Annotated in this window: 15 protein-coding genes; 8 read left to right on the forward strand and 7 right to left on the reverse strand. The window is 71.5% G+C overall.

Going from position 1 to position 18938, the window contains the following annotated elements; genetic code table 11:
• The first annotated feature begins 8 nt into the window (after positions 1 to 8).
• Together ETD85_RS28725 and ETD85_RS28730 are read left to right on the forward strand one after the other, a co-directional pair.
• A complete protein-coding gene (locus ETD85_RS28725) occupies positions 9 to 2606 on the forward strand; it encodes a CocE/NonD family hydrolase (RefSeq protein ID WP_138692911.1) in 2598 nt (865 codons plus the stop codon).
• Entirely contained in the window at positions 2603 to 3448 is an 846-nt protein-coding gene (locus tag ETD85_RS28730; RefSeq protein WP_138692912.1) for an ABC transporter permease, read from the forward strand. Before ETD85_RS28725 ends, ETD85_RS28730 begins: the two co-directional genes overlap by 4 nt.
• A gap of 19 nt (positions 3449 to 3467) precedes the next feature.
• Here ETD85_RS28730 and ETD85_RS28735 read toward each other — a convergent pair whose 3' ends face one another.
• Both ETD85_RS28735 and ETD85_RS65955 read right to left on the reverse strand, forming a co-directional pair.
• Entirely contained in the window at positions 3468 to 3926 is a 459-nt protein-coding gene (locus tag ETD85_RS28735) for a GNAT family N-acetyltransferase (RefSeq protein ID WP_138692913.1), read from the reverse strand.
• A 223-nt stretch (positions 3927 to 4149) separates the two neighbouring features.
• A complete protein-coding gene (locus ETD85_RS65955; protein WP_240779488.1) occupies positions 4150 to 4509 on the reverse strand; it encodes a hypothetical protein in 360 nt (119 codons plus the stop codon).
• A gap of 89 nt (positions 4510 to 4598) precedes the next feature.
• Between ETD85_RS65955 and ETD85_RS28740 the strand changes: the two genes are divergently transcribed.
• Entirely contained in the window at positions 4599 to 6278 is a 1680-nt protein-coding gene (locus ETD85_RS28740) for an ATP-binding protein (protein ID WP_240779489.1), read from the forward strand.
• A gap of 23 nt (positions 6279 to 6301) precedes the next feature.
• On the opposite strand, the gene ETD85_RS28745 is transcribed toward ETD85_RS28740, so the two are convergent.
• Entirely contained in the window at positions 6302 to 7222 is a 921-nt protein-coding gene (locus ETD85_RS28745) for a terpene synthase family protein (RefSeq protein ID WP_138692914.1), read from the reverse strand.
• 154 nt (positions 7223 to 7376) lie between these two features.
• Positions 7377 to 7778, reverse strand: coding sequence for an ankyrin repeat domain-containing protein (locus ETD85_RS28750; protein ID WP_206058678.1), 402 nt, complete (start codon positions 7776 to 7778; stop codon positions 7377 to 7379).
• Between the two features lie 85 nt (positions 7779 to 7863).
• Here ETD85_RS28750 and ETD85_RS28755 point away from each other — a divergent pair, with 85 nt between their 5' ends.
• Positions 7864 to 8763, forward strand: a complete 900-nt coding sequence (locus ETD85_RS28755; protein WP_138692916.1) for a proteasome assembly chaperone family protein — start codon at positions 7864 to 7866, stop codon at positions 8761 to 8763.
• A 161-nt stretch (positions 8764 to 8924) separates the two neighbouring features.
• Positions 8925 to 9965, forward strand: a complete 1041-nt coding sequence (locus ETD85_RS28760; protein WP_138692917.1) for a Gfo/Idh/MocA family oxidoreductase — start codon at positions 8925 to 8927, stop codon at positions 9963 to 9965.
• Positions 9966 to 9977: 12 nt separating this feature from the next.
• Here ETD85_RS28760 and ETD85_RS28765 read toward each other — a convergent pair whose 3' ends face one another.
• Entirely contained in the window at positions 9978 to 10769 is a 792-nt protein-coding gene (locus tag ETD85_RS28765) for a tyrosine-protein phosphatase (protein ID WP_138692918.1), read from the reverse strand.
• Positions 10770 to 10833: 64 nt separating this feature from the next.
• Between ETD85_RS28765 and ETD85_RS28770 the strand changes: the two genes are divergently transcribed.
• Positions 10834 to 11706, forward strand: coding sequence for a hypothetical protein (locus ETD85_RS28770; RefSeq protein ID WP_138692919.1), 873 nt, complete (start codon positions 10834 to 10836; stop codon positions 11704 to 11706).
• Positions 11707 to 11786: 80 nt separating this feature from the next.
• Here the strand turns inward: ETD85_RS28770 and ETD85_RS28775 are convergent, their stop codons facing one another.
• Together ETD85_RS28775 and ETD85_RS28780 are read right to left on the reverse strand one after the other, a co-directional pair.
• Positions 11787 to 14315, reverse strand: a complete 2529-nt coding sequence (locus ETD85_RS28775) for a tetratricopeptide repeat protein (protein ID WP_170246889.1) — start codon at positions 14313 to 14315, stop codon at positions 11787 to 11789.
• 175 nt (positions 14316 to 14490) lie between these two features.
• Positions 14491 to 16590, reverse strand: coding sequence for a M6 family metalloprotease domain-containing protein (locus tag ETD85_RS28780; RefSeq protein ID WP_240779490.1), 2100 nt, complete (start codon positions 16588 to 16590; stop codon positions 14491 to 14493).
• Positions 16591 to 16695: 105 nt separating this feature from the next.
• Here ETD85_RS28780 and ETD85_RS63325 point away from each other — a divergent pair, with 105 nt between their 5' ends.
• Complete coding sequence (locus ETD85_RS63325) at positions 16696 to 17853, forward strand: PucR family transcriptional regulator (protein ID WP_170246890.1); 1158 nt, start codon at positions 16696 to 16698, stop codon at positions 17851 to 17853.
• A 60-nt stretch (positions 17854 to 17913) separates the two neighbouring features.
• On the forward strand, positions 17914 to 18938 hold a 1025-nt coding region (locus tag ETD85_RS28790), incomplete at its 3' end, for an amidohydrolase family protein (protein WP_138692921.1).

The raw sequence follows: 18938 nt of genomic DNA on the forward strand, positions 1-18938 counted from the left end.
TCGCGGTCATGAAGCGTGTGGCCGCGCTGGTGGCGGCACTCGTACTCATCGGGGTGACGACATGGCTGGTATGGCCGTCGGATCCTGATGTGCGGGGCCAGGACCAGAAGATAACCGTCGTCGACGGACCAGCCGACGACCAACGGGTCGAGCTCGATGCGACGTTCTTCCCACCGCCCGATGGCGGGAAGGCGCCGGTCGTGCTGCTCGCCCACGGTTTCGGCGGCAGCAAGCAGAGCATGCGGCAGCAGGCGATCCGCATCGCCCAGGACGGCTACGCCGTGCTGACGTGGTCGGCCCGCGGGTTCGGGCGCTCGACCGGCGAGATCGCGCTCAACTCCCCCGACTACGAGGTCAAGGACGTCAAGCAGCTCATCGACTGGCTGGCCAAGCGGCCTGAGGTCCAGCTCGACGCCGCGGGCGACCCGCGGGTGGGCATCGCCGGCGGCTCGTACGGCGGCGCGATCGCCCTGATGACCGCCGCCTACGACCAGCGGGTCGACGCGATCGTGCCCCAGATCACCTGGGCCGACCTGGCCGACGCGCTCTTCCCGAACAACGCCGCGGCCCCGGCCGCCGGGGGCCAGGGAGCGCAGAGCGCCGCCGCCCCCGCGCTCGGCCAGAGCGTCCAGAGCGGTGTCTTCAAGCGCATGTGGGCCGGCATCTTCTTCGGCCAGGGCGTCTCGCTGGACAGCTTCGCCCAGCAGGCCGAGCGGCAGGCCGCGGGGCCGATGACCGCCGATCAGGCGCGGTGCGGCAGGTTCATGCCCGCGATCTGCGACATCTACCAGCAGGTCGCGACGACCGGCAAGCCCACTCCCGAGGCCGTCGCCCTGCTGCGCAAGTCGAGCCCGATCACCGTGGCCGGCCAGATCAAGGCCCCCACCCTGCTCATCCAGGGCCAGCGCGACTCCCTGTTCCCGCTCGGGCACGCCGACGCCAACGCCAAGGCGATCGCCGCCGCCGGCACCCCGGTCAGCCTGGCCTGGTTCGACGGCGGTCACGACGGCGGCAACGGCGAGGCCGACTGGGTGTTCGACCAGTCCGCGGCCTGGTTCGCCCGCTACCTGAAGGGCGACGAGTCCGCCGGGACCGCGGTCAGCGCGTTCACCGTGACGCGTGACGGCGGCCGCGACCCGGGCACCCGCCAGCGCATCCGCCTCCACCCCGAGGCCGGCTCCTATCCCGGCCTCGCGGGCACCGGCACGACGTCGGTGGAGCTGAGCGGCCCCGAGCAGAACATCGTCAACCCGCCGGGCGGCGCGCCCGCCTCGATCTCGACGGTGCCCGGCATCGGCGGCCTGCTCGGCGGCCAGAGCGCCGGCGGCGTCTCGATCGACATGCCGGGACAGAGCGCCGCGTTCGAGTCGCGCCCGCTCACCGCGCCGCTCCAGCTCACCGGCTCGGCCACCGCCACGATCAAGGTGTCGGGCAAGGGCGAGGCCACGCTGTTCGCGAAGCTGTACGACGTGGCCGACAGCGTCCAGCTGCCCGCCCTGACCGGCGGCCAGGTCTCGCCGATCCGGGTGACGATCCCCGAGGGCGCGGGCAGCGCCCAGGCCACGATCACGCTGCCGGCCGTGGACTACCGCTTCGCCGCCGGTCACCGGCTCCGGCTGGTCGTGACCACGACCGACATGGGGTTCGCGACTCCCGCCGAGCCGGCCGCGTACCAGGTCTCGCTGGCCGCCCCCGCGCTCGCCGTCCCCACGGTGGGCACGCTGGCCGCGCCGCCGACCGGGGTGGCGTGGTGGGTGTGGGCCATGCCGCTGGCCGCCGTGGTGATCGCGGCCGGCCTGGTGGTGACGGGCCGCACGCGGGCCAGGCCCGAGTCCGGCGAGAGCGCCGGCGACCCGGACGTGCCGCTGGAGATCAGCGGGCTGACGAAGGCGTACCGGAACGGGGAGCTGGCCGTCGACGGGCTGTCGTTCCGCGTCGAGCGCGGTCAGGTCCTCGGCCTGCTCGGCCCGAACGGGGCCGGCAAGACGACCACGATGCGGATGATGATGGGCCTCATCCGGCCGGACGGCGGCGAGATCCGGATCTTCGGCGACCGCGTGACGCCGGGGGCGCCCGTGCTGTCCCGGCTCGGGTCGTTCGTCGAGGGGCCCGGCTTCCTGCCGCACCTGTCGGGCCGGGACAACCTGGAGCTCTACTGGGCCGCCACCGGCCGGCCCGCCGCCGACGCCCGCTTCGACGAGGCGCTGGAGATCGCGGGCCTGGGCAAGGCCCTGGAGCGGGCCGTGCGCACCTACTCGCAGGGCATGCGGCAGCGGCTGGCCATCGCCCAGGCCATGCTCGGGCTGCCCGACCTGCTCGTGCTCGACGAGCCCACGAACGGCCTCGACCCGCCCCAGATCAGGGAGATGCGCGAGGTGCTCAAGCGCTACGCGGACGACGGCCGCACCGTGATCGTGTCCAGCCACATGCTGGCGGAGGTCGAGCAGACCTGCAGCCACGTGGTGGTCATGCACCGGGGCAAGCTGGTCTCGACCGGGCCGGTGTCGTCGCTGCTCAGCTCGGCCTCCGCGACGGGCACCGCGGCCAACGGGCACGGGCCGCGCCTCGAAGACGTGTTCCTCGACCTCATCGGAGACAGATCATGACCGCCGCGACGGGCTACGCGCCCCGCCGCACGCTGCCGCTGCGCGTGGAGATCGTCCGGCAGTTCAAGCGGCGCCGGACGATGGTCATGTTCGGGCTGCTGCTGGCGCTGCCGTGGGTCCTCGTGATCGCCTTCCAGTTCGGGCCGCAGTCGAACGCGCAGGGCCAGTCGCTGCGCATCTCCGACCTGGCGACGGAGAGCGGCCTGAACTTCGCCGCGTTCGCCCTGTCGGTGTCGGCGAGCTTCCTGCTGGTGGTGGCGGTCGCGCTGTTCTGCGGGGACACGGTGGCCAGCGAGGCCAACTGGTCGTCGCTGCGCTACCTGCTGGCCGCCCCGATCCCGCGGGACCGCCTGCTGCGGCAGAAGCTGATCGTGGCGCTCGGCTACTCGGCCGCGGCGGTGATCTGCCTGCCGCTGATGGCGCTGCTGGCCGGCACGCTGGCGTTCGGCTGGAACGACATCCAGGTGCCCGGCACCGGCGAGACGATCCCGGCGCTCGACGTGCTGCCGCGCTTCGGGATCGTCATCGGCTACGCCCTGGTCAGCCAGCTCGTCGTGGCGGCGCTGGCGTTCCTCGTCTCCACCATGACCGACTCGCCGCTGGGCGCGGTCGGCGGCGCGGTGGGGCTCTGGATCGTCTGCAACATCCTCCAGGCGGTCGAGGCGCTCGGCGTGCTGCGCGAGTTCCTGCCCACGTTCTGGAACAACGCCTGGCTGGACGCGCTGGCGCCCGAGCTGGACTGGAGCGGCATGCTCAAGGGCGCGTCGGTGTCGATCACGTACGCGGCCATCCTGCTCGCGATCGCCTTCCGCCGGTTCCGGCGCAAGGACGTGGTCAGCTAGCCGGGCCGGCGCGCGGGGATCACAGGGCCCGCGCGAAGGTGACCAGGCTCGTCCCGGGGCCGTTGTAGCCCGGGACGGGCTCGCTGACCGTGAAGCCCATGCGCCGGTGGAAGTCCTGCGAGACCGTGTTGACCGGCGCGGTGATGGCCTTGACGACGTGCCGGCCGTTGCCGCGGGCCAGGTCGAAGAAGCGCTCGTACATGGCGCGGGCGACGCCGCTCGCCCGCGCGCCCGGATCGACGCCGACGAAGTGGATGTAGGCCTCGTCGGCCGCGGACGGCGACATGAACCCGATCAGGAAACCGGCCATGCCGGCCGGGCTCTCGGCGATCAGGCTCGTCCGGTGGAAGTGGTCGAGGAAGAGCCTGGGCAGGGCCCCCAGGATCGGGCGCCCCCACCAGTCGTCGATCACGGCGGCTATGGCGTCGTAGTCGGAGGGGACCGCGCTGCGCAGGACGGGTGCGGCGGCTCGCGTCATGTCCGGCTAACCCCAGTGCGGCGGTTTGTTCTCCAGGTAGAAGGCGTCGGGATCCTCGGACCGCCAGTCGCCCCAGCCCTCGTCGGTGTCGTCCGCCGTCTGCTCGGGGAGAAAATCTTTCACGCTGGACATGCTACCCGGACGGACAAACCCCTACCCGGCGTGTCCACAGGTGCAAGGACAGGCCGCAGCCGCGGCGGTACGATGCGTGGGCAGGTGTTGCCTATCCCCCCGTGAGGCTGCGCATGGCCACCCCGTCAGGATGGCGAGAAGGCAATCTACCGGCGGAGCTCACCAGCTTCATCGGCCGCACCCGCCTGCTCGCCAGCCTCAAACGGCATCTCGGCGAGTCCCGGCTGGTCACCGTCACCGGCATCGGGGGCGTGGGCAAATCGCGTACGGTGCTGCGGCTGGCCCACCAGGTGCGCGCCCAATACCCCGACGGCGTGTGGTTCGCCGACCTGGCCAGGCTCCAGGACGCGGGCATGGTCAAGCACACGATCAGCTCCGCGCTCGGCATCGCCGACCAGTCCTCGCGCGCCGAGTCCGAGTCGCTGTCGGAGTGGGTGGGCGAGCGCGACATGCTGCTCATCATCGACACGTGCGAGCATCTGGTGGAGGGCTGCGCCGAGCTGGTGCAGGAGCTGCTGGAGGCGGCGGCCCAACCTGAAGGTGCTGGCCACCAGCAGGCAGTCGCTGCACCTGCCGTTCGAGCACGTCGTGCCCGTCCCGCCGTTGCAGGTGCCGGGCGACGACCCGGCGGAAAACCTGTTCACCAACGAGTCCGTCCAGCTGTTCGCGGCCAGGGCGGGGGCCAGCGTGCCCGATTTCGCGCTCGACGAGGACAACATCGGGGCCGTCGCCGAGCTGTGCCGCCGGCTCGACGGCATCCCGCTGGCGATCGAGCTGGCCGCCGTGCGGCTGCGGGCCCTGTCCGTGGAGCAGATCCTCGGGCTGCTGGCCGACCGGTTCAGCCTGCTGGCCGGCGCCAGCCGGACGGCGTTGCCGCGGCACCAGACGCTGCGCGCGGCCATCGGCTGGAGCCACGAGCTGTGCGAGCCGCCCGAGCGGCTGCTGTGGGCGCGGCTGTCGGTGTTCGCGGGCGACTTCGAGCTCGACGCGGCCAGGTTCGTGTGCTCCGACGGGCGGCTGCCGTCGGCGGACATCACCGATCTGGTCACTGGGCTGGTCGAGAAGTCGATCCTGCTGATCAGGAGCAATCACGCGGGAGTCCGCTACAAGCTGATCGACACCCTGGCCGAATACGGCGAGGAGTGGCTCGACAAGCTCGGCCAGGCCGAGCAGATGCGCCAGCGGCATCTGGAGTACTACCTGAGCCTGGCCCAGCGCAGCGAGGACGCCTGGTCGGGGCCGCGGCAGATCTACTGGTTCGTCCGGATGCGCCAGGAGCACGACAACGTGCGCGTGGCGCTGGAGCACGCGCTCAAGACCCCGGGCAAGGCGGTGCAGGCGCTGACCCTGCTGGCGTCGCTGTGGTTCATGTGGGTGTGCTGCGGGTTCGCCCGCGAGGGGCGCCTCTACCTGGAGAAGGCGCTGCAGGCCAACCCCGTGCACAGCAAGGAGCGGTGCAAGGCGCTGTGGGTGCTCTCCTACGTGCGCAGCGCGCAGGGTGACAGCGCGGGCGCGCTCCAGGCGGCCGAGCAGTGCAGCACCGAGGCCGTCAGGGTGGGCGACTCCAGGGCGGTGATCCTGGCCTCCAAGATGCAGGGCACGGCGGCACTGCTCCAGGGCGACCTGCAGAAGGCCAGCGCGCTGCTGGGCGTGGCGATCGAGTTCAACACCGACAACAAGGAGCTCAACCCCGGCCTGCTGCCCGCCATCGTCGAGCTGTCGATCGTGCTGACCGCGCAGGGCGAGCTCTACGAGGCCGAGTCGCTGTTGCAGGACTGCCTTCAGGTGTGCAGGGAGCGCGGTGAGCTGTGGGTGAGCTCGTACGCGCAGTGGGCGATGTCGTTCACCCGGCTCGCGACGGGCCGCTCGGAGGAGGCCCTGCAGAGCGCCAGGGAGGGGCTGCGGATCAAGCGGCACTTCCACGACACGCTCGGCACGCTGGTCGTGCTGGAGACGACCGCGCGGATCTTCGCCGCCCTCGGCGAGCTGCCGCGCGCGGCGCGGCTCCTGGGGGCGCTGCAGCAGAACTGGCGGACGGCCGGGCTGCCCCAGATGGGCGCGCCGTTCCTGACCGAGGACCACGACGGCTGCGTCAGGGACTGCAAGCGGCAGATGGGCGAGCTGGCCTACAAGAGCGCTTTCGAGGAGGGCGCGCGGCTCGACCTCGACGAGGCGTCCGATCTCGCGCTCGGCGAGGTGGACGCCCCGGACGAGGGCTGAGGCCGCAGCGGTCCGGACAGGGGTCAGCCGGCCTGGGACCAGCGGGTGTCGTCAGGCCAGGCCTGAACGTAGCGCGCGCTGCCGAGGGAGAAGGCGATGTGCCCGCGCACCCAGTGTTCGAGACCGCGGACGTATTTGCGGACCGGCAGTGTAGCCCAGTGGTCGAGCGCCGCGCGCCGGTCGAGGAACGCCGCGATCGCGTCGTTGTGCATGCGGGAGACCTCCAGGAGGGCCTCCTGGAGGGAGTCTGTCTTGTGCGTGGCCAGCACGGTGACGAGGTTGTGCCTGGCCTTGTCGTTGCCGCGCTCCTTGGCGTAGGAGAGCAGGTCGTTGTCCCAGCCGATGAGGTCGCAGGCCAGGTCGGAGAGAGCGCGGACGTCGGGGTGATGCCATTCCTCCGCTTCGAGCCGGTAGCCGCCGCCCGCGTCGATGAGGGCGAAGCAGGTGTAGGTGGCACCGGTGATGCGGCGCATCAGGACGTAGTCCTCGGGGGTGGGGATGAGGTCGACCTCGCGGTTGGCCGCCTCCCAGATCTGGGCGAAGAGGTATTCCTTCACCGTGGTCCGCCAGTGGTCCACCTGTGCGGGGGTGGCGGCTTCGGAGATCCGGTGCAGGATCTCGGTGAGTGCCAGGCCGAAGGGGCCGGCGTTGCCGGGCTCCTTGCGTCCGTCGAGGATCTCGAGCAGCGGCGGGAGGGCTCGGGCCAGCGCGGAGGCCCGGTGTCCCATGAGCTCGCCCTCGCAGAACGCGTCGTCGAACGCGAAGAGCCAGTTGTACCAGTCGTTGATCAGCCGGAGACTGTCGCGCGGAACAGTGGGATTGGTCCGGGCGGCGAGCAGGCCGATCTTCGAGCGCCGGAAGTGTTCGATCGATTCGGCGCTGTTGAGCATGTTCGAGGCGGCCAGCCATGCGTGGCTCTCCGCGTCGACCTCCGCGGCGTGCACGTTGATCTCGTTGGGGAACGGGCATGGGAGCGGAGGGATGTGGAGGGGTCGCCTACTGAAAGAGTGCGCAGAAGTAGCCACTCATCCAGCATGACGATGGACTGTCCGAAAGGCCACACTCGACAACTTCGACGCCTTTTATGCTTATTTCATACTATGAATCACTTTGTGAGAACCATTGGATAAGCTGGTCATTCGCGAACATTCGCGCCGTGTCCATCGCTGACGGCGTCCCGGCCATCGGATCGGCACCCGCGTCAAGCAGCGCCCTGACCACGGCAGACTCTTTCTTGAACACGGCGCCTGCGAGTGGCGTCTGGCCACGGTCGTTGACGCTGTTGGGGTCGGCGCCGCATGTGACAAGCATGCGTACCGTCTCGGCGTGACCGTAATAAGCCGCCAGCATCAGCAAAGTGTCACCTTTGCCGTTGGTGAGGCCGGCGGGCACCCCCGCCTCGACGTACGCGCGCAGCGCCTCGGTGTCGCCCCTCCTGGCCAGGTCGAACAGCCGCGTGGCGAACTCCTCCAGCTCCGGGTCTGTGTCCATGGACCCCATTGTCCCTCGATAGGGTGCCGTGCACGGAATCGTTCCGACCCGCCGTAGGTTCTGGAGAGAGTACCTAGGGAAAGGCTGTCCAACCGTGTTCGACCCGAAGGATCTCTACGAGCTCGCAGACGATGCGCCCGAGCTGCCCGATCCGGTGTTGCTGTACCACTTCGACGGCTTCGTCGACGCGGGTGGCGCCGGACGCCTCGCGCTGGGCCACGTGCTGGCCGAGCTGGAGCACCGGGTCGTGGCGACGTTCGATGTGGACCGGCTGCTGGACTACCGGTCGCGGCGGCCCATCATGACGTTCGACACCGACCGCTGGGTCGAGTGCGAAAGCCCCGAGCTGGCCGTTTACGTTGCGAAGGATTCGACAGGGACCCCGTTCCTGGTGATGAGCGGGCCCGAGCCCGACCGGGAGTGGGAGTTGTTCACCAAGGCCGTGACCGCGCTGGTGGAGCGGCTGCGGGTGAGCAAGCTGGTGACGCTGCACGGGATCCCGATGGCGGTCCCGCACACCAGGCCGCTCGGCATCACGATGCACGCCAGCCGCCCTGAGCTGATCAATTCGCAGACCAGCGCGTTCGGGCGGGTCCAGGTGCCGGGAAGCGTGGCGGCGCTGCTGGAGCTCCGGCTCGGGGCGAAGGGGCACGACGCGCTCGGCTACGCGGTGCACGTGCCGCACTACCTGTCGCAGGCCGAATACCCGACCGCCGCCGTGAGCGGCCTGGAGGCGGTGACGCGGGGGACGGGGCTGGTGTTCCCGATGGACGCGCTGCGCGACGCGGCCCAGCGCACGACGACGGAGATCGAGGAGCAGATCCACGCCTCGACCGAGCTGTCGACCGCGATCAGCGGGCTGGAGCAGCAGTACGACGCGTTCGCGGGCGGCGCCGAGCGCGAGAACCTGATGGCCGAGACCACGCCCATGCCCACGGGTGACGAGCTCGCCGCCCAGTTCGAGCGCTTCCTGGCCGAGCGCGACGACGAGTAGCCGCGCCTCCTTCCAGGAGCACCGCCGGCGGGCCGCCGGTCACGACGCACCGCGGCCCGTCACCGGCGGCCCGTCACCGGCGGCCCGTCATCGGCGGGCCGCCGTCACGACGTGCTGCGGGCCTCGGAGTGGATCACCGGTCGCCGGGATAGCCTGGGCGGATGAGCGAGATCCGCGTCGGGTTGATCGGCTACGGCACCGCCGGGGCGTATTTCCACGCGCCCCTGATCCACGCGACCCCCGGCCTGGCGCTGGCGGCGGTCGTCACCAGGAACGCGGACCGGCAGGCCGAGGTCGCCGCCAAATACGGGGCGGCCGGCGTGCCCGGCGTGGAGGACCTCTGGGACCGGTGCGACCTCGTGGTGGTCGCCTCGCCCAACAAGACCCACGTGAGCGCGGCCACCGCGGCGCTCGCCAACGGCCTGCCCGTCGTCGTGGACAAGCCGCTGGCCAGGACCGCCGAGGAGGCCCGCGGCCTGGTCCGGCTGGCCAAGGAGCGGGGTCTCATGCTGACCGTGTTCCAGAACCGGCGCTGGGACGGCGACTTCCGCACGGTGCGGCGGCTGGCCGGCGAGGGTCGCCTGGGCGAGGTGCTGCGGCTGGAGTCCAGGTTCGAGCGGTGGCGGCCGGTGCCCAAGGGCGGCTGGCGGGAGACCGGGGGCGCGGAGGAGATCGGCGGCCTGCTCTACGACCTGGGCAGCCATCTCGTTGACCAGGCCCTGCAGCTGCTCGGCCCGGCGCACGAGGTCTACTGCGAGAGCGACGTCAGGCGGGCGGGCGTGGCCTCCGACGACGACACGTTCATCGCGCTCACGCACGCGGGCGGCGCCCGCTCGCATCTGTGGGCGAGCTCGCTGGCCGCGGTGGCCGGGCCCAGGTTCCGGGTGCTGGGCTCGGCGGCGGCGTACCAGAAGTATGGGATGGACGTGCAGGAGGAGCGGCTGCGGGCCGGGATGGCGCCGGACGCGCCGGGCTTCGGCCAGGACGTGGAGGAGCGCTACGGCGTGCTCGGGGACGGCGACGACCGGCAGGTGGTGCCGACCGAGCCGGGGGCGTACCTGGACTTCTACCGCGGGGTGGAGGCGGCGCTGCGCGAGGGCGCGCCGCCGCCCGTGGACCCGGAGAGCGCGGTGGACGCGCTCGCCGTCATCGAGGCGGCCAGGCTCTCGGCCACCCAGCGCATCGTCGTCCACCTGGGCTGACCCCGCCCGCCGTCAGTCGCGCAGGCGGGCGCGCACCGCGGCCGTGTCGGCCTCCGTCCAGCCGTGCCGCGACAGCCACCCGAGCGGCCCGCCGAAGCGGTCGTCGAGCACGCCGAGGAACTGCTCGATGTAGCGCGCCCGCGGCCGGTGATCGTCCGCGGGCCGCGAGTCCAGGTCCCCCCGGTAGGTGTCGGAGCTCCGCAGCCGCTTGAGTATCAGCTCCAGCCGCTCCCCCGTGGCCACGTAGTCCTCGACGATCGCCTCCCGGGTCGTCCCGGCCAGCTCCAGCGCCAGCGCCGACAGCACGCCCGTACGGTCCTTGCCCGCCGCGCAGTGCACCAGCGACGCCCCGTCCTCCAGCGCCATCGCCCGCAGCGCCGCCACCACGGCGTCCGGCCGGTCGCGCAGGTAGCCGAAGTAGAAGCCGGTCACCCGCAGCTCCTCGTCCACCACGCGCTCGGCCCAGGGCAGCACCCGCTCGCCGTCGATGGTGTCCGCCTCGACGTCGGTGTGCCGGCCGCCTTCCGCGAACAGGGTCAGGTGGTGATGCCGCACCTCTGGCACCCGGGTCAGCGGCCCGGGGCCCTCCAGCGACACCTCGGCGTTCGACCGGAGGTCCACCACGTGCCGCAGATTCAGCTCGCCCACCAGCAGCGCCACGTCCCCCGGGGTGAGTCCCTGGAGATTGTCGGAGCGGAAGATCCGCCCGTAACGGGTGTGGCCACCATCACGGGTCGGCAGTCCGCCCAGGTCACGCACGTTGACCGCGCCTTCAAGATCGATCCACCGCGTCAGCTCTCTCATTATTACGACCCTATATGTCCGCCAAACATGAGCGGATTCGAGGTTCATAACGCAGCATGAACGTATGGATCCACGAGCGCTGCCTCCACGCCTGGTGATCGATCCATCGCTGCCCCCGGAGATCTCGGTCGAGCTGCGGTCGAGCCCTCACCTTCTCCGCCTGGCTCGTTCCGGCAAGCGAATGGACACCACGACCAGCCCCGCCCTGCTTTTCGTGCTCCCAGGCTTCTTGTTCCTGGTCTACGCGCTGACCGGCGCCGACGGCGTGTTCGTCGCGAGTCTCGCGATGGGGCTGATCGTGCTGATCCGGTGGATGGCTCTCGACAGCACATATCGATCGACGAAACGAAGACTCAGACTGGCCCAGACCCACGCGGAGCGCTACATCCTGCCGGAGGACCTCGACTATCCCTGCCAGATGCTGCTGCGCCGCGCCCAGAACGCGGTCGAGACGATCCTGCACTCCAAGGTCCACCGCGCGGGCCTGATCGACACGGTCGACAACCAGGTGTCGCTGCCGGAGGAGATCTGGCAGATCGGCCAGCGGCTGCGGCGGCTGTCGTCGATGCACGCCGAGCACGGCCGGCTCATCCCCCGCGAGCTGCCCGCCGGCATGGAGGACGCGTTCAAGCCCTACACCAGCGCGCTGGACGCCGCCTGGACGTCGCTGTCGCAGCGGGTACGCCATCTTGAGGGCTACGCCAAGCAGGTGCTCAAGGCGGACAAGGTCTACCACGCCCACATGAGGCTGGAGGCGCTGGCCGCCAAGACCCCCGAGTACCAGCGGCTGATCGCCGACACCGTGCGGGACGAGCTGGCGCACGAGCGCATCAGGGAGCTGGCCGACCAGGCGGCGCACGTGCGCAAGCTGTTCGAGGAGAGCATCATGGAGGCCAGGCAGGCGGCGGGCGAGCTGCTGAGATCCCCGCTCACCTAGCTCGGGTCCCCCGCGCTCGGGTCCCTCCGCTCACCTGGCTCAGGTCCCGCTCGCCCGGCTCAGCTCCCCGCGCGACCGGCTCAGGGGGCCGCGCGTCTGAGGAGCTCCAGCGTCCTGCGCATGCCGGCCTCGTTGCCGAGGCTGCGGTAGATGTCCCTGGCCTGCTCCAGCGGCGCCACGGCCGCCCCGCGCCCGCCAGCGTCGAGGTGCGCCTCCCCGAGGTAGCGCAGGCTGCGCGCCATCCACCAGCGGTCCTCCAGCTCCTCGAAGCCGAGCACGGCCCGCCGCAGCTCCTGCTCCGACTCCTCGATCCGCCCCAGCCGGGCCAGCGCCCGGCCGGCCGACACGGCGTTGCGGGCCACCCCCCACGAGTCGCCCAGCGCGACCAGGATCTCCTCCGCCCGGCGCACGTAGTCCAGCTCGCGCAGCCCGTTGTCCGGGTCGCCGACCTCGCCCGCGGCGCGCAGGCAGCGGGCCTCCTCCCACAGCTCCCCGCGCTGCTTGAACATCTCGGAGGCCCGGTCGAGGCTGAACCCCGCCCTGGTGAAGAGGTTGGCGGCGAGCCGGTGGTCGCCCGCCCGGTGCTCGCCCCGCGCCTGGGCCGCCAGCACCTCGCCGTACACGCGCAGCGTCTGGGCCTCGGAGTAGCGGTTGCCGTCGCGCTTGAAGATCTCCAGGGCGTCCTCCAGCAGCTCCCTGGCCTCCTCCGGCCGCCGCTCCGCCATGCGCATCTCGGCGAGGTTGCGCTGGGTGCGGGCCATCCACCACAGGTCCTCCTCGCCCTTGAACCCGGTGATGGCCCCGATCAGGAAGTCCTGGGCCCGGTCCAGGTGCCCGTCGCTGAACAGCGTCATCCCGACCGTGCGCATGCAGCGGGCCGCCCACCACGATTCGCCCAGCTCGGTGAAGATCTCCAGGGCGCGTTCGGCCTCCTTCAGCGCCCGGTCCCGCAGCCCCAGGCCGCCGTGCACGGAGGCGCTGTCGAGCAGCGCGATCGCCAGGGCACGCCGGTCGCCGGACTGCGTGGCGGCCTCGTACCCGAGCTCCGCGACCACGACCCAGTCGGCCCAGTACGCGCGCAGCGAGTGGCACAGCGAGCAGAACGCCCTGGCCAGGCCCCACGTCAGGTCCCACAGCTGGAGCTGGCCGGCTAAGTTGATCATGGCGAGCAGCGTGAGCCGCTCGGCGTTCAGCCAGTCGCCGGCCCTGAGCTCCCCGTCGGCGGTGGAGCGGCGGCCGCCCCGGCTCCAGTCTTGTGGCCAGCGGTTCTGGGCCGCCTCCTCGGCGCGGCGGCGGTAGCCGTGCAGCACGCGTTCGATGGCGGACCTGCGCCGCTCCGCCTCGTCCTGCCCGGCCAGCTCCGCGGCGAACACCCGGACGAGGTCGTGCAGCCGGTAACGCATGGCGCCGGTCTGGTCGGTGCCCGAGCACTCGGCGAGCTGGGCGTCGATGAGGGCTTCGAGCTGGTCGGCGCCGTCGAGCCCGGAGACGTCGAGCAGCTCGCCGGCCACCCAGCCGGGCACGTCGGGCGCGGTGAGGGAGCTGAGCAGGCGCAGCAGGCGGCGCTGCACCCCGGTGCAGTCGTCGTAGCTGAGCTGCACGGAGGCGCGCACGCTCTTGTCGACCGTCGGGGCGAGTTCGAGCGCGTCGAGGCGGCGGCGCGTGTCGGCCAGCCGGCCGGCCATCTCGCGCATGCTCCACTGCTCGCGGGTGGCGAGCCGGCCACCGCAGATGTTGATCGCCAGCGGCAGGTAGTCGCAGAGCCGGACGATCTCCTTGGCGGAGCTCAGGTCGTCGACGATCCGCGCGCCGCCCGCCAGCCTGGCCAGCAGCTCCACGCCGTGCGCCTCGCTGAACACGCCGAGCCGAGTGTCGTGGGTGCCGTTCAGGAACAGCGGCGAGCGCGAGGTGACCAGCACCGCGCAGCCCGCCTCGGCCGGGATCAGCGGTTTGACCTGGTCGGCGTCGTGGGCGTTGTCCAGGCCGATGAGGATCCTGCGGCCCTTGGTCCAGGTCAGCCAGAGCTTGCGTAACTCGTCGAGCCCGCCGGGGTCGGTGGTCAGCCGGACGTCCAGCGCGCGCAGGAAGCCGATCAGCACTTCCTCGGGGCGCACGGGTGCGTCCACGCCGCCACGCAGGTCGGCGTAGAGCCGGCCGTCGGGGAACCAGCCGGCCACCTCCTGGCCGAACCTGGTCATCAGCGCCGACTTGCCGACGCCGCCCCGGCCGTACACGGAGACGACGAGCGGCGGTGCGAGGTCGGAGGACTTCCTGCGGGAGGTGAAGACCTCGCGCAGCTCGGCGAGCGACTCCGCGCGGCCGGTGAAGTGCTCGGGGACGGGCGGCCACTGGTCGGGCGCGAGCGTGGCGGGGTCGGCGCGCACCTGGCGCTTGGGCCTGCCGCTGTCCGTGGTGGCCCAGGTGGTCAGCCCCACGAGGACGGCCGCCGCCATGGTCACGCCGATCTTGGCGACCGGCGGGATCTCCCACTCCACGGACGCCGCCAGCACGCTCGCCGCCGCCGCCGCCAGCCCGGCGGAGACCGGCGCGGCCCACGGAATCCTTCTCCGCCGTTGCCGGGGCTTGTCCGGCAGATTGTCCCCTGTCAATCCACACCCTCTCGGGGGGCGGCCCTCTCCCGCTCCGGGAAGGGAGTCGCCCGGAAAGCCGGCTTTCCGGCCACCGAAAAACGCCTCTTTCGGGGGTGTGCCGGGTGGGCTCTCCCCTTGAGGGTGATTCAAGCCGATGGGGTACGGCCCGCGCCAGCCGTACCCCATCGTTCATCTACAAGCCGATCACGTGGCAGGTGGCCGTCACCGTCTTGCTGGGATCGCTCTCCGACGTGGCGGTGAGCTTGACCCTGGCCAGCCGGTCGCCGCCCGCTTCGCGCACCGCGTTCACGGTCACCGCCTCGTGCTTGCCGAACGCCACCGAGGCCAGCGCGTTCGGTGTCTGGACGGTCCAGCCCTTGCCCTGGACCTCCGCCTTGAGCCGGTAGACGTCGGAGTTCAGGTAGGCGCTGACGTCCTCCGGGTGCTGGCCCTGGACCGGGGCCGCCTTGCCGGTGTTGAACAGCGGGAACTTGCAGGTCGAGACGTTCTTGCCGTTCGGGAGGCCGGCCGCGGGGAGCAGCTTGACGCCGCGCCGCTGCGGGCCCGCGCCGTCGAGCGAGCGGATCGCGACCGTGTACGAGAGCTGGCCCCGCCGGTCGCGCTGCACGTCGGTGACGTAGAAGTGCAGGCGGTTGGCCTCGTCGACGTACTCGTACTCGCTGCCGGAGTCGGTGCCGGCGTGGAAGAGCGCGTCGGAGAGCTGGCGGTAGTCGCCGATCGTGATCGGCACCCTGGTCCCGTCGGGCATGACGTAGTCGGTCATGCCGATGTCCTGCGGGTTGGCGTCGATCACCCACTCGAACGGGGCGCTGTCCTGGTTCTTGGTCTTGGCCAGCAGGACGCCGGAGTCGGGGGTGAAGGAGTCGCTGCCCATGCGGTCCACGACCTCGACCGTGTAGTTCTCGTAGAGCCCGTAGTCACACAGCGGGTCGGCCCGGTCGCACGTGCTCTTGTCCCCGGTGTCGAAGGAGACGTTGACGCCGGACAGCTCGCTCTGGCCCGGCTGGACCGCCCGGGCCAGGACCTTGGCCGTGACCAGGCCGGACTCGTCGAGCGCCTCCCTGGACAGGCGCAGGACGTTCTGCTCGTCCACCATGCCCAGCTTGATCTTGTTGCGGAGCATGTGCTGGGCGCCCATGGACGCGCCGGCGGTGGGCGGGATCAGCCAGCGGGAGTGCGGGCCGCCGGGCCCGTTGAAGCTGCCGCGGCTGAGCATCTCCCAGATTCCCGTGTACGCCCTGCGCGGCGGCACGGAGTACGGGTTGTTGTAGTTGTCGGCGATGCCCATGATGTGGCTCAGCTCGTGGGCGTACACGGCCATGCCGGAGCTCTCGGCCTGTACCGAGTCGATGCCGAAGCGGGCGTTGGGCCAGAAGTTGGAGCCGGCCTGCCAGGAGGTCCAGTCGACGTAGCGGGTCCTGGCCCAGTTGGGCAGCGCGGGATCCGGCGGGCCCCACTCGTCCGGGACGTCCTCCTTGGTGGGGAACTTCATCATCCCGAACTCCTGCCAGGTGGACGACTCGTCCTGGCCTGCGCTCAGGTAGAAGATGAAGTCGAACTGCGCGGCCGTCTCCTCGCCGACCGCGCCGATCCAGGCGGCGTTGCCCTCGGTACGCAGGTTCTTGTTGCAGGTGTCGCCCGCCGGGCAGCCCGTGCCGGCCTGGAACTCCATCGCGTACTCGTGGTCCTTGCCCGCCAGCGTGTAGGGCCCGAATCCGGTCAGGTCCACGCCGTACCGGCCGCCCGAGTCCTCCATCCAGTACTCGTGGATGGTGTGGCCCTTGTTGAGCGCGTTCGGGGTGTTGAGGAAGTCCTGGTAGAACTTCGCGACCTGATCGCGCGGGACGTCGTGGGCCTCGGCGCTCGGGTTGGCGTAGATCGTCGAGCCCTGGGGCTGGGTGACGACGAACGGCTGGTTGGGGTAGTCGAGCAGCACGAGCGCGCCCTTGAAGGTGCGGCTCGAGCCCTTGACCGCCGGGTCGCTCCAATTGGTGCCGGGCGGCTTCTTGTAGTCCGCCCACGTCATCTGGTCGGGATTCTCCCAGTTCTGCGGATCGAGAGGCTGGAGGCCGCCCGTCGGGCGGGTGCGCAGCGCCTGGCCGTCCATGGGTGCGTCGAGCTGCCAGGGCTGGGTCTGCGGCCAGTGGTTCTGCCGCCACGGGTACTCGGGATCAGCGGGGGGTGCTGCGGAAGCAGGGGTCGCCATCAGGCTCACCGGGATCAGCACGAGGGCCGCCAGCAAACCCTTCAGCAGCTTCTTCGGGGCATTCACGAATTGACGGTATAGACGTTATTGACGGAGATCACCGATCAGTTGTAGGGAAGACGTGTAGTGCCCTTTCCGACAAATGTTGAAAAATCCATGTGAAGGTGTGCTGTGGCGGATCTGCAGCGGACCGTTGACGAGCTCGCCGCCCGCCTCGGCCGCCCCCTCCTCCTGGAGGACCGCGTGCAACGCGTCGTGGCCTACAGCGAGCAGAGCGGCGCCATGGATGACATCCGCCGCGACTCGATCCTGCGCCGGCACACCGCCCCCGAGGTACGCCAGTGGTTGCGGGCCGCCGGAATCCACGAGGCGGTCGCCCCGCTGCGCACTCCCGGCGCGCCGCACCTGAGCCTGCTGCCGCGCGTCTGCGTCCCGGTACGGCACGCCGACGGGCTGCTCGGCTTCCTGTGGTTCATCGACGCCGGCCCGGCCATGTCCGACGCCCACGTCGACGAGGCCGCGGCCGCCGCCCCGGCGCTCGCGCTGGCCCTCTACCACGAGAGCCTGGCCAGCGGGCTCGCCTCGCACCGGGAGCTGGAGGCGGTCACCGGGCTGCTGCTCGGCGAGCGGGACGCGGCCAGGCAGCTCATCGAGGCGGGCGCGTTCCCGCAGGCGCAGCCGGTGACCGTACAGGTGGCCAGGCCGCGGGCCGACGAGCCGGACGACGCGCTCAGGCTGGGGCTGGAGCAGGGGCTGCTGGCGCTGCGGCGGCGGCTGGGCGGGCACCATCCGCTGCACCTGGTCCGCTTCGACCACGCCGTGCTGCTCACCGCCGGGCCGCCGGTCTCCCCCGACGAGCTGCACGCGGCCATGCCGGTGCCGGTGGTGGTCGGGGTCGGGCGGCCCAGGCCGGTGCTGGCCGCGGCGGCGGAGTCGTACCGGGAGGCCAGGCACGCCGCCGAGGTGACCGCCCGCGTGCCGGGGCTCGGGCGGACGGCGGAGTGGGCCCGGCTGGGCGTCTACCGCATGCTGACCCAGCTGCCCGACCAGGAGCTGCATCCCGGGCTCGAAGGGCTGCTGGCGGACGCGCAGTACCTGCCGCTGCTGGAGACGCTGGAGACCTATCTGGACCTGGCGGGCAGCGCGGTGGCCACCTCGCGGGCGCTGCGGCTGCATCGCACGTCGCTGTATTACCGGCTGCAGCGGGTGGAGGAGCTCGCGCGTACCGATCTCAAGGACGGCGGGGAGCGGCTGGCCCTGCATCTCAGCCTCAAGATGGCCCGGCTGTCCGGGCGATACTTACCGAGGGATTCGCATAGTTCGTCCTGATTGCGCTACCTGTCCAGGTTCACGTTTAATGCCGAGAGGGAAAATCCGACGGGAGTTCCGATGCCGTCTGCCAAGCGTGCCAAGCCGGGTCCGGGCAGGCGCGCGCCCGCGCCCGTGGTGGTCCATTCCGCCCCGCTCGTGCTGCCGGTCTGCGCCGAGCCCATCCGCGACGGCGCGGTGGCGGTCATGGGCGATCGGGTGGCCGGGGTCGGGCCGCGGGCCGAGCAGCTCTCGTCGTTCCCGGCCGCGCAGGAGGTGCGGTGGACGGGGATGATCGTGGCCGGGCTCATCGACGCCTGCTCAACCGCTTCCCCCGCCGCTGCCCCTGCCGCTCCCGGCGTTGCTCCTGGTGTCGCTCCCGGTGTGACCGCGCGGGCCGGTGTGGTGTCCGGCCTGACCGATCCGCCGAGACTGCCGGGGATCTCGTACGTCGAGGTCGGCTCCGCGAGCGAGGAGGAGTGGGAGGCGAGCGAGCGGGGCGCTGTCATCACGGCGATCCGCGAGATCGACCGGCCGTGCGCGGTCGGGATCGCGGCCCACACGCCGGATCCCCTGGTGCTGGAGGACGTGGCGGTACTGGCCAGGACCTTCGGGCTGCGGTTGCTGGCCGATCTGGGCCGGCACTCCCCGGCGGCGCTGGACGAGGCCGGGGTGCTGGGGCCGCTGTGTCACGTCGCGTGCGCGCGGCCGCTCGATCCGGGCGAGCGCAAGCTCCTGCGGCTGCGCAGGACCGTCGTGGCGCTCTGCGCGTGGGAGCCCTCGCCGGTGGGCGACGTGCTGGCGCTGCTCGACGAGGGGAACGTGGTCGCCCTCGGCACCAGGGCGGCCGGCGCGGTCACGAGCCCGCTGGAGGTGGCCGGGGCGATCAGCCGGCGGGCGCGGGAGCTCGGCGTGCGTACCAGAGGGCTCGACCGCAGGCTGGTCGAGGCCGCCACGCTGGGCGGTGCCAGGGCGCTGGGCATGGACAAGGGGGCCGGCCGGATCGGGTCGCTGGCCCGGGGCGCCCGCGCCGACTTCGCCGTCTTCGACGCGCGGGGCCGCTTTCCGTACGCGGCCCTGATCGCCCAGCCGCCCTGCCTCGGCAC

This window comes from Nonomuraea zeae, assembly GCF_005889725.1.
Classification (GTDB): domain Bacteria; phylum Actinomycetota; class Actinomycetes; order Streptosporangiales; family Streptosporangiaceae; genus Nonomuraea; species Nonomuraea zeae.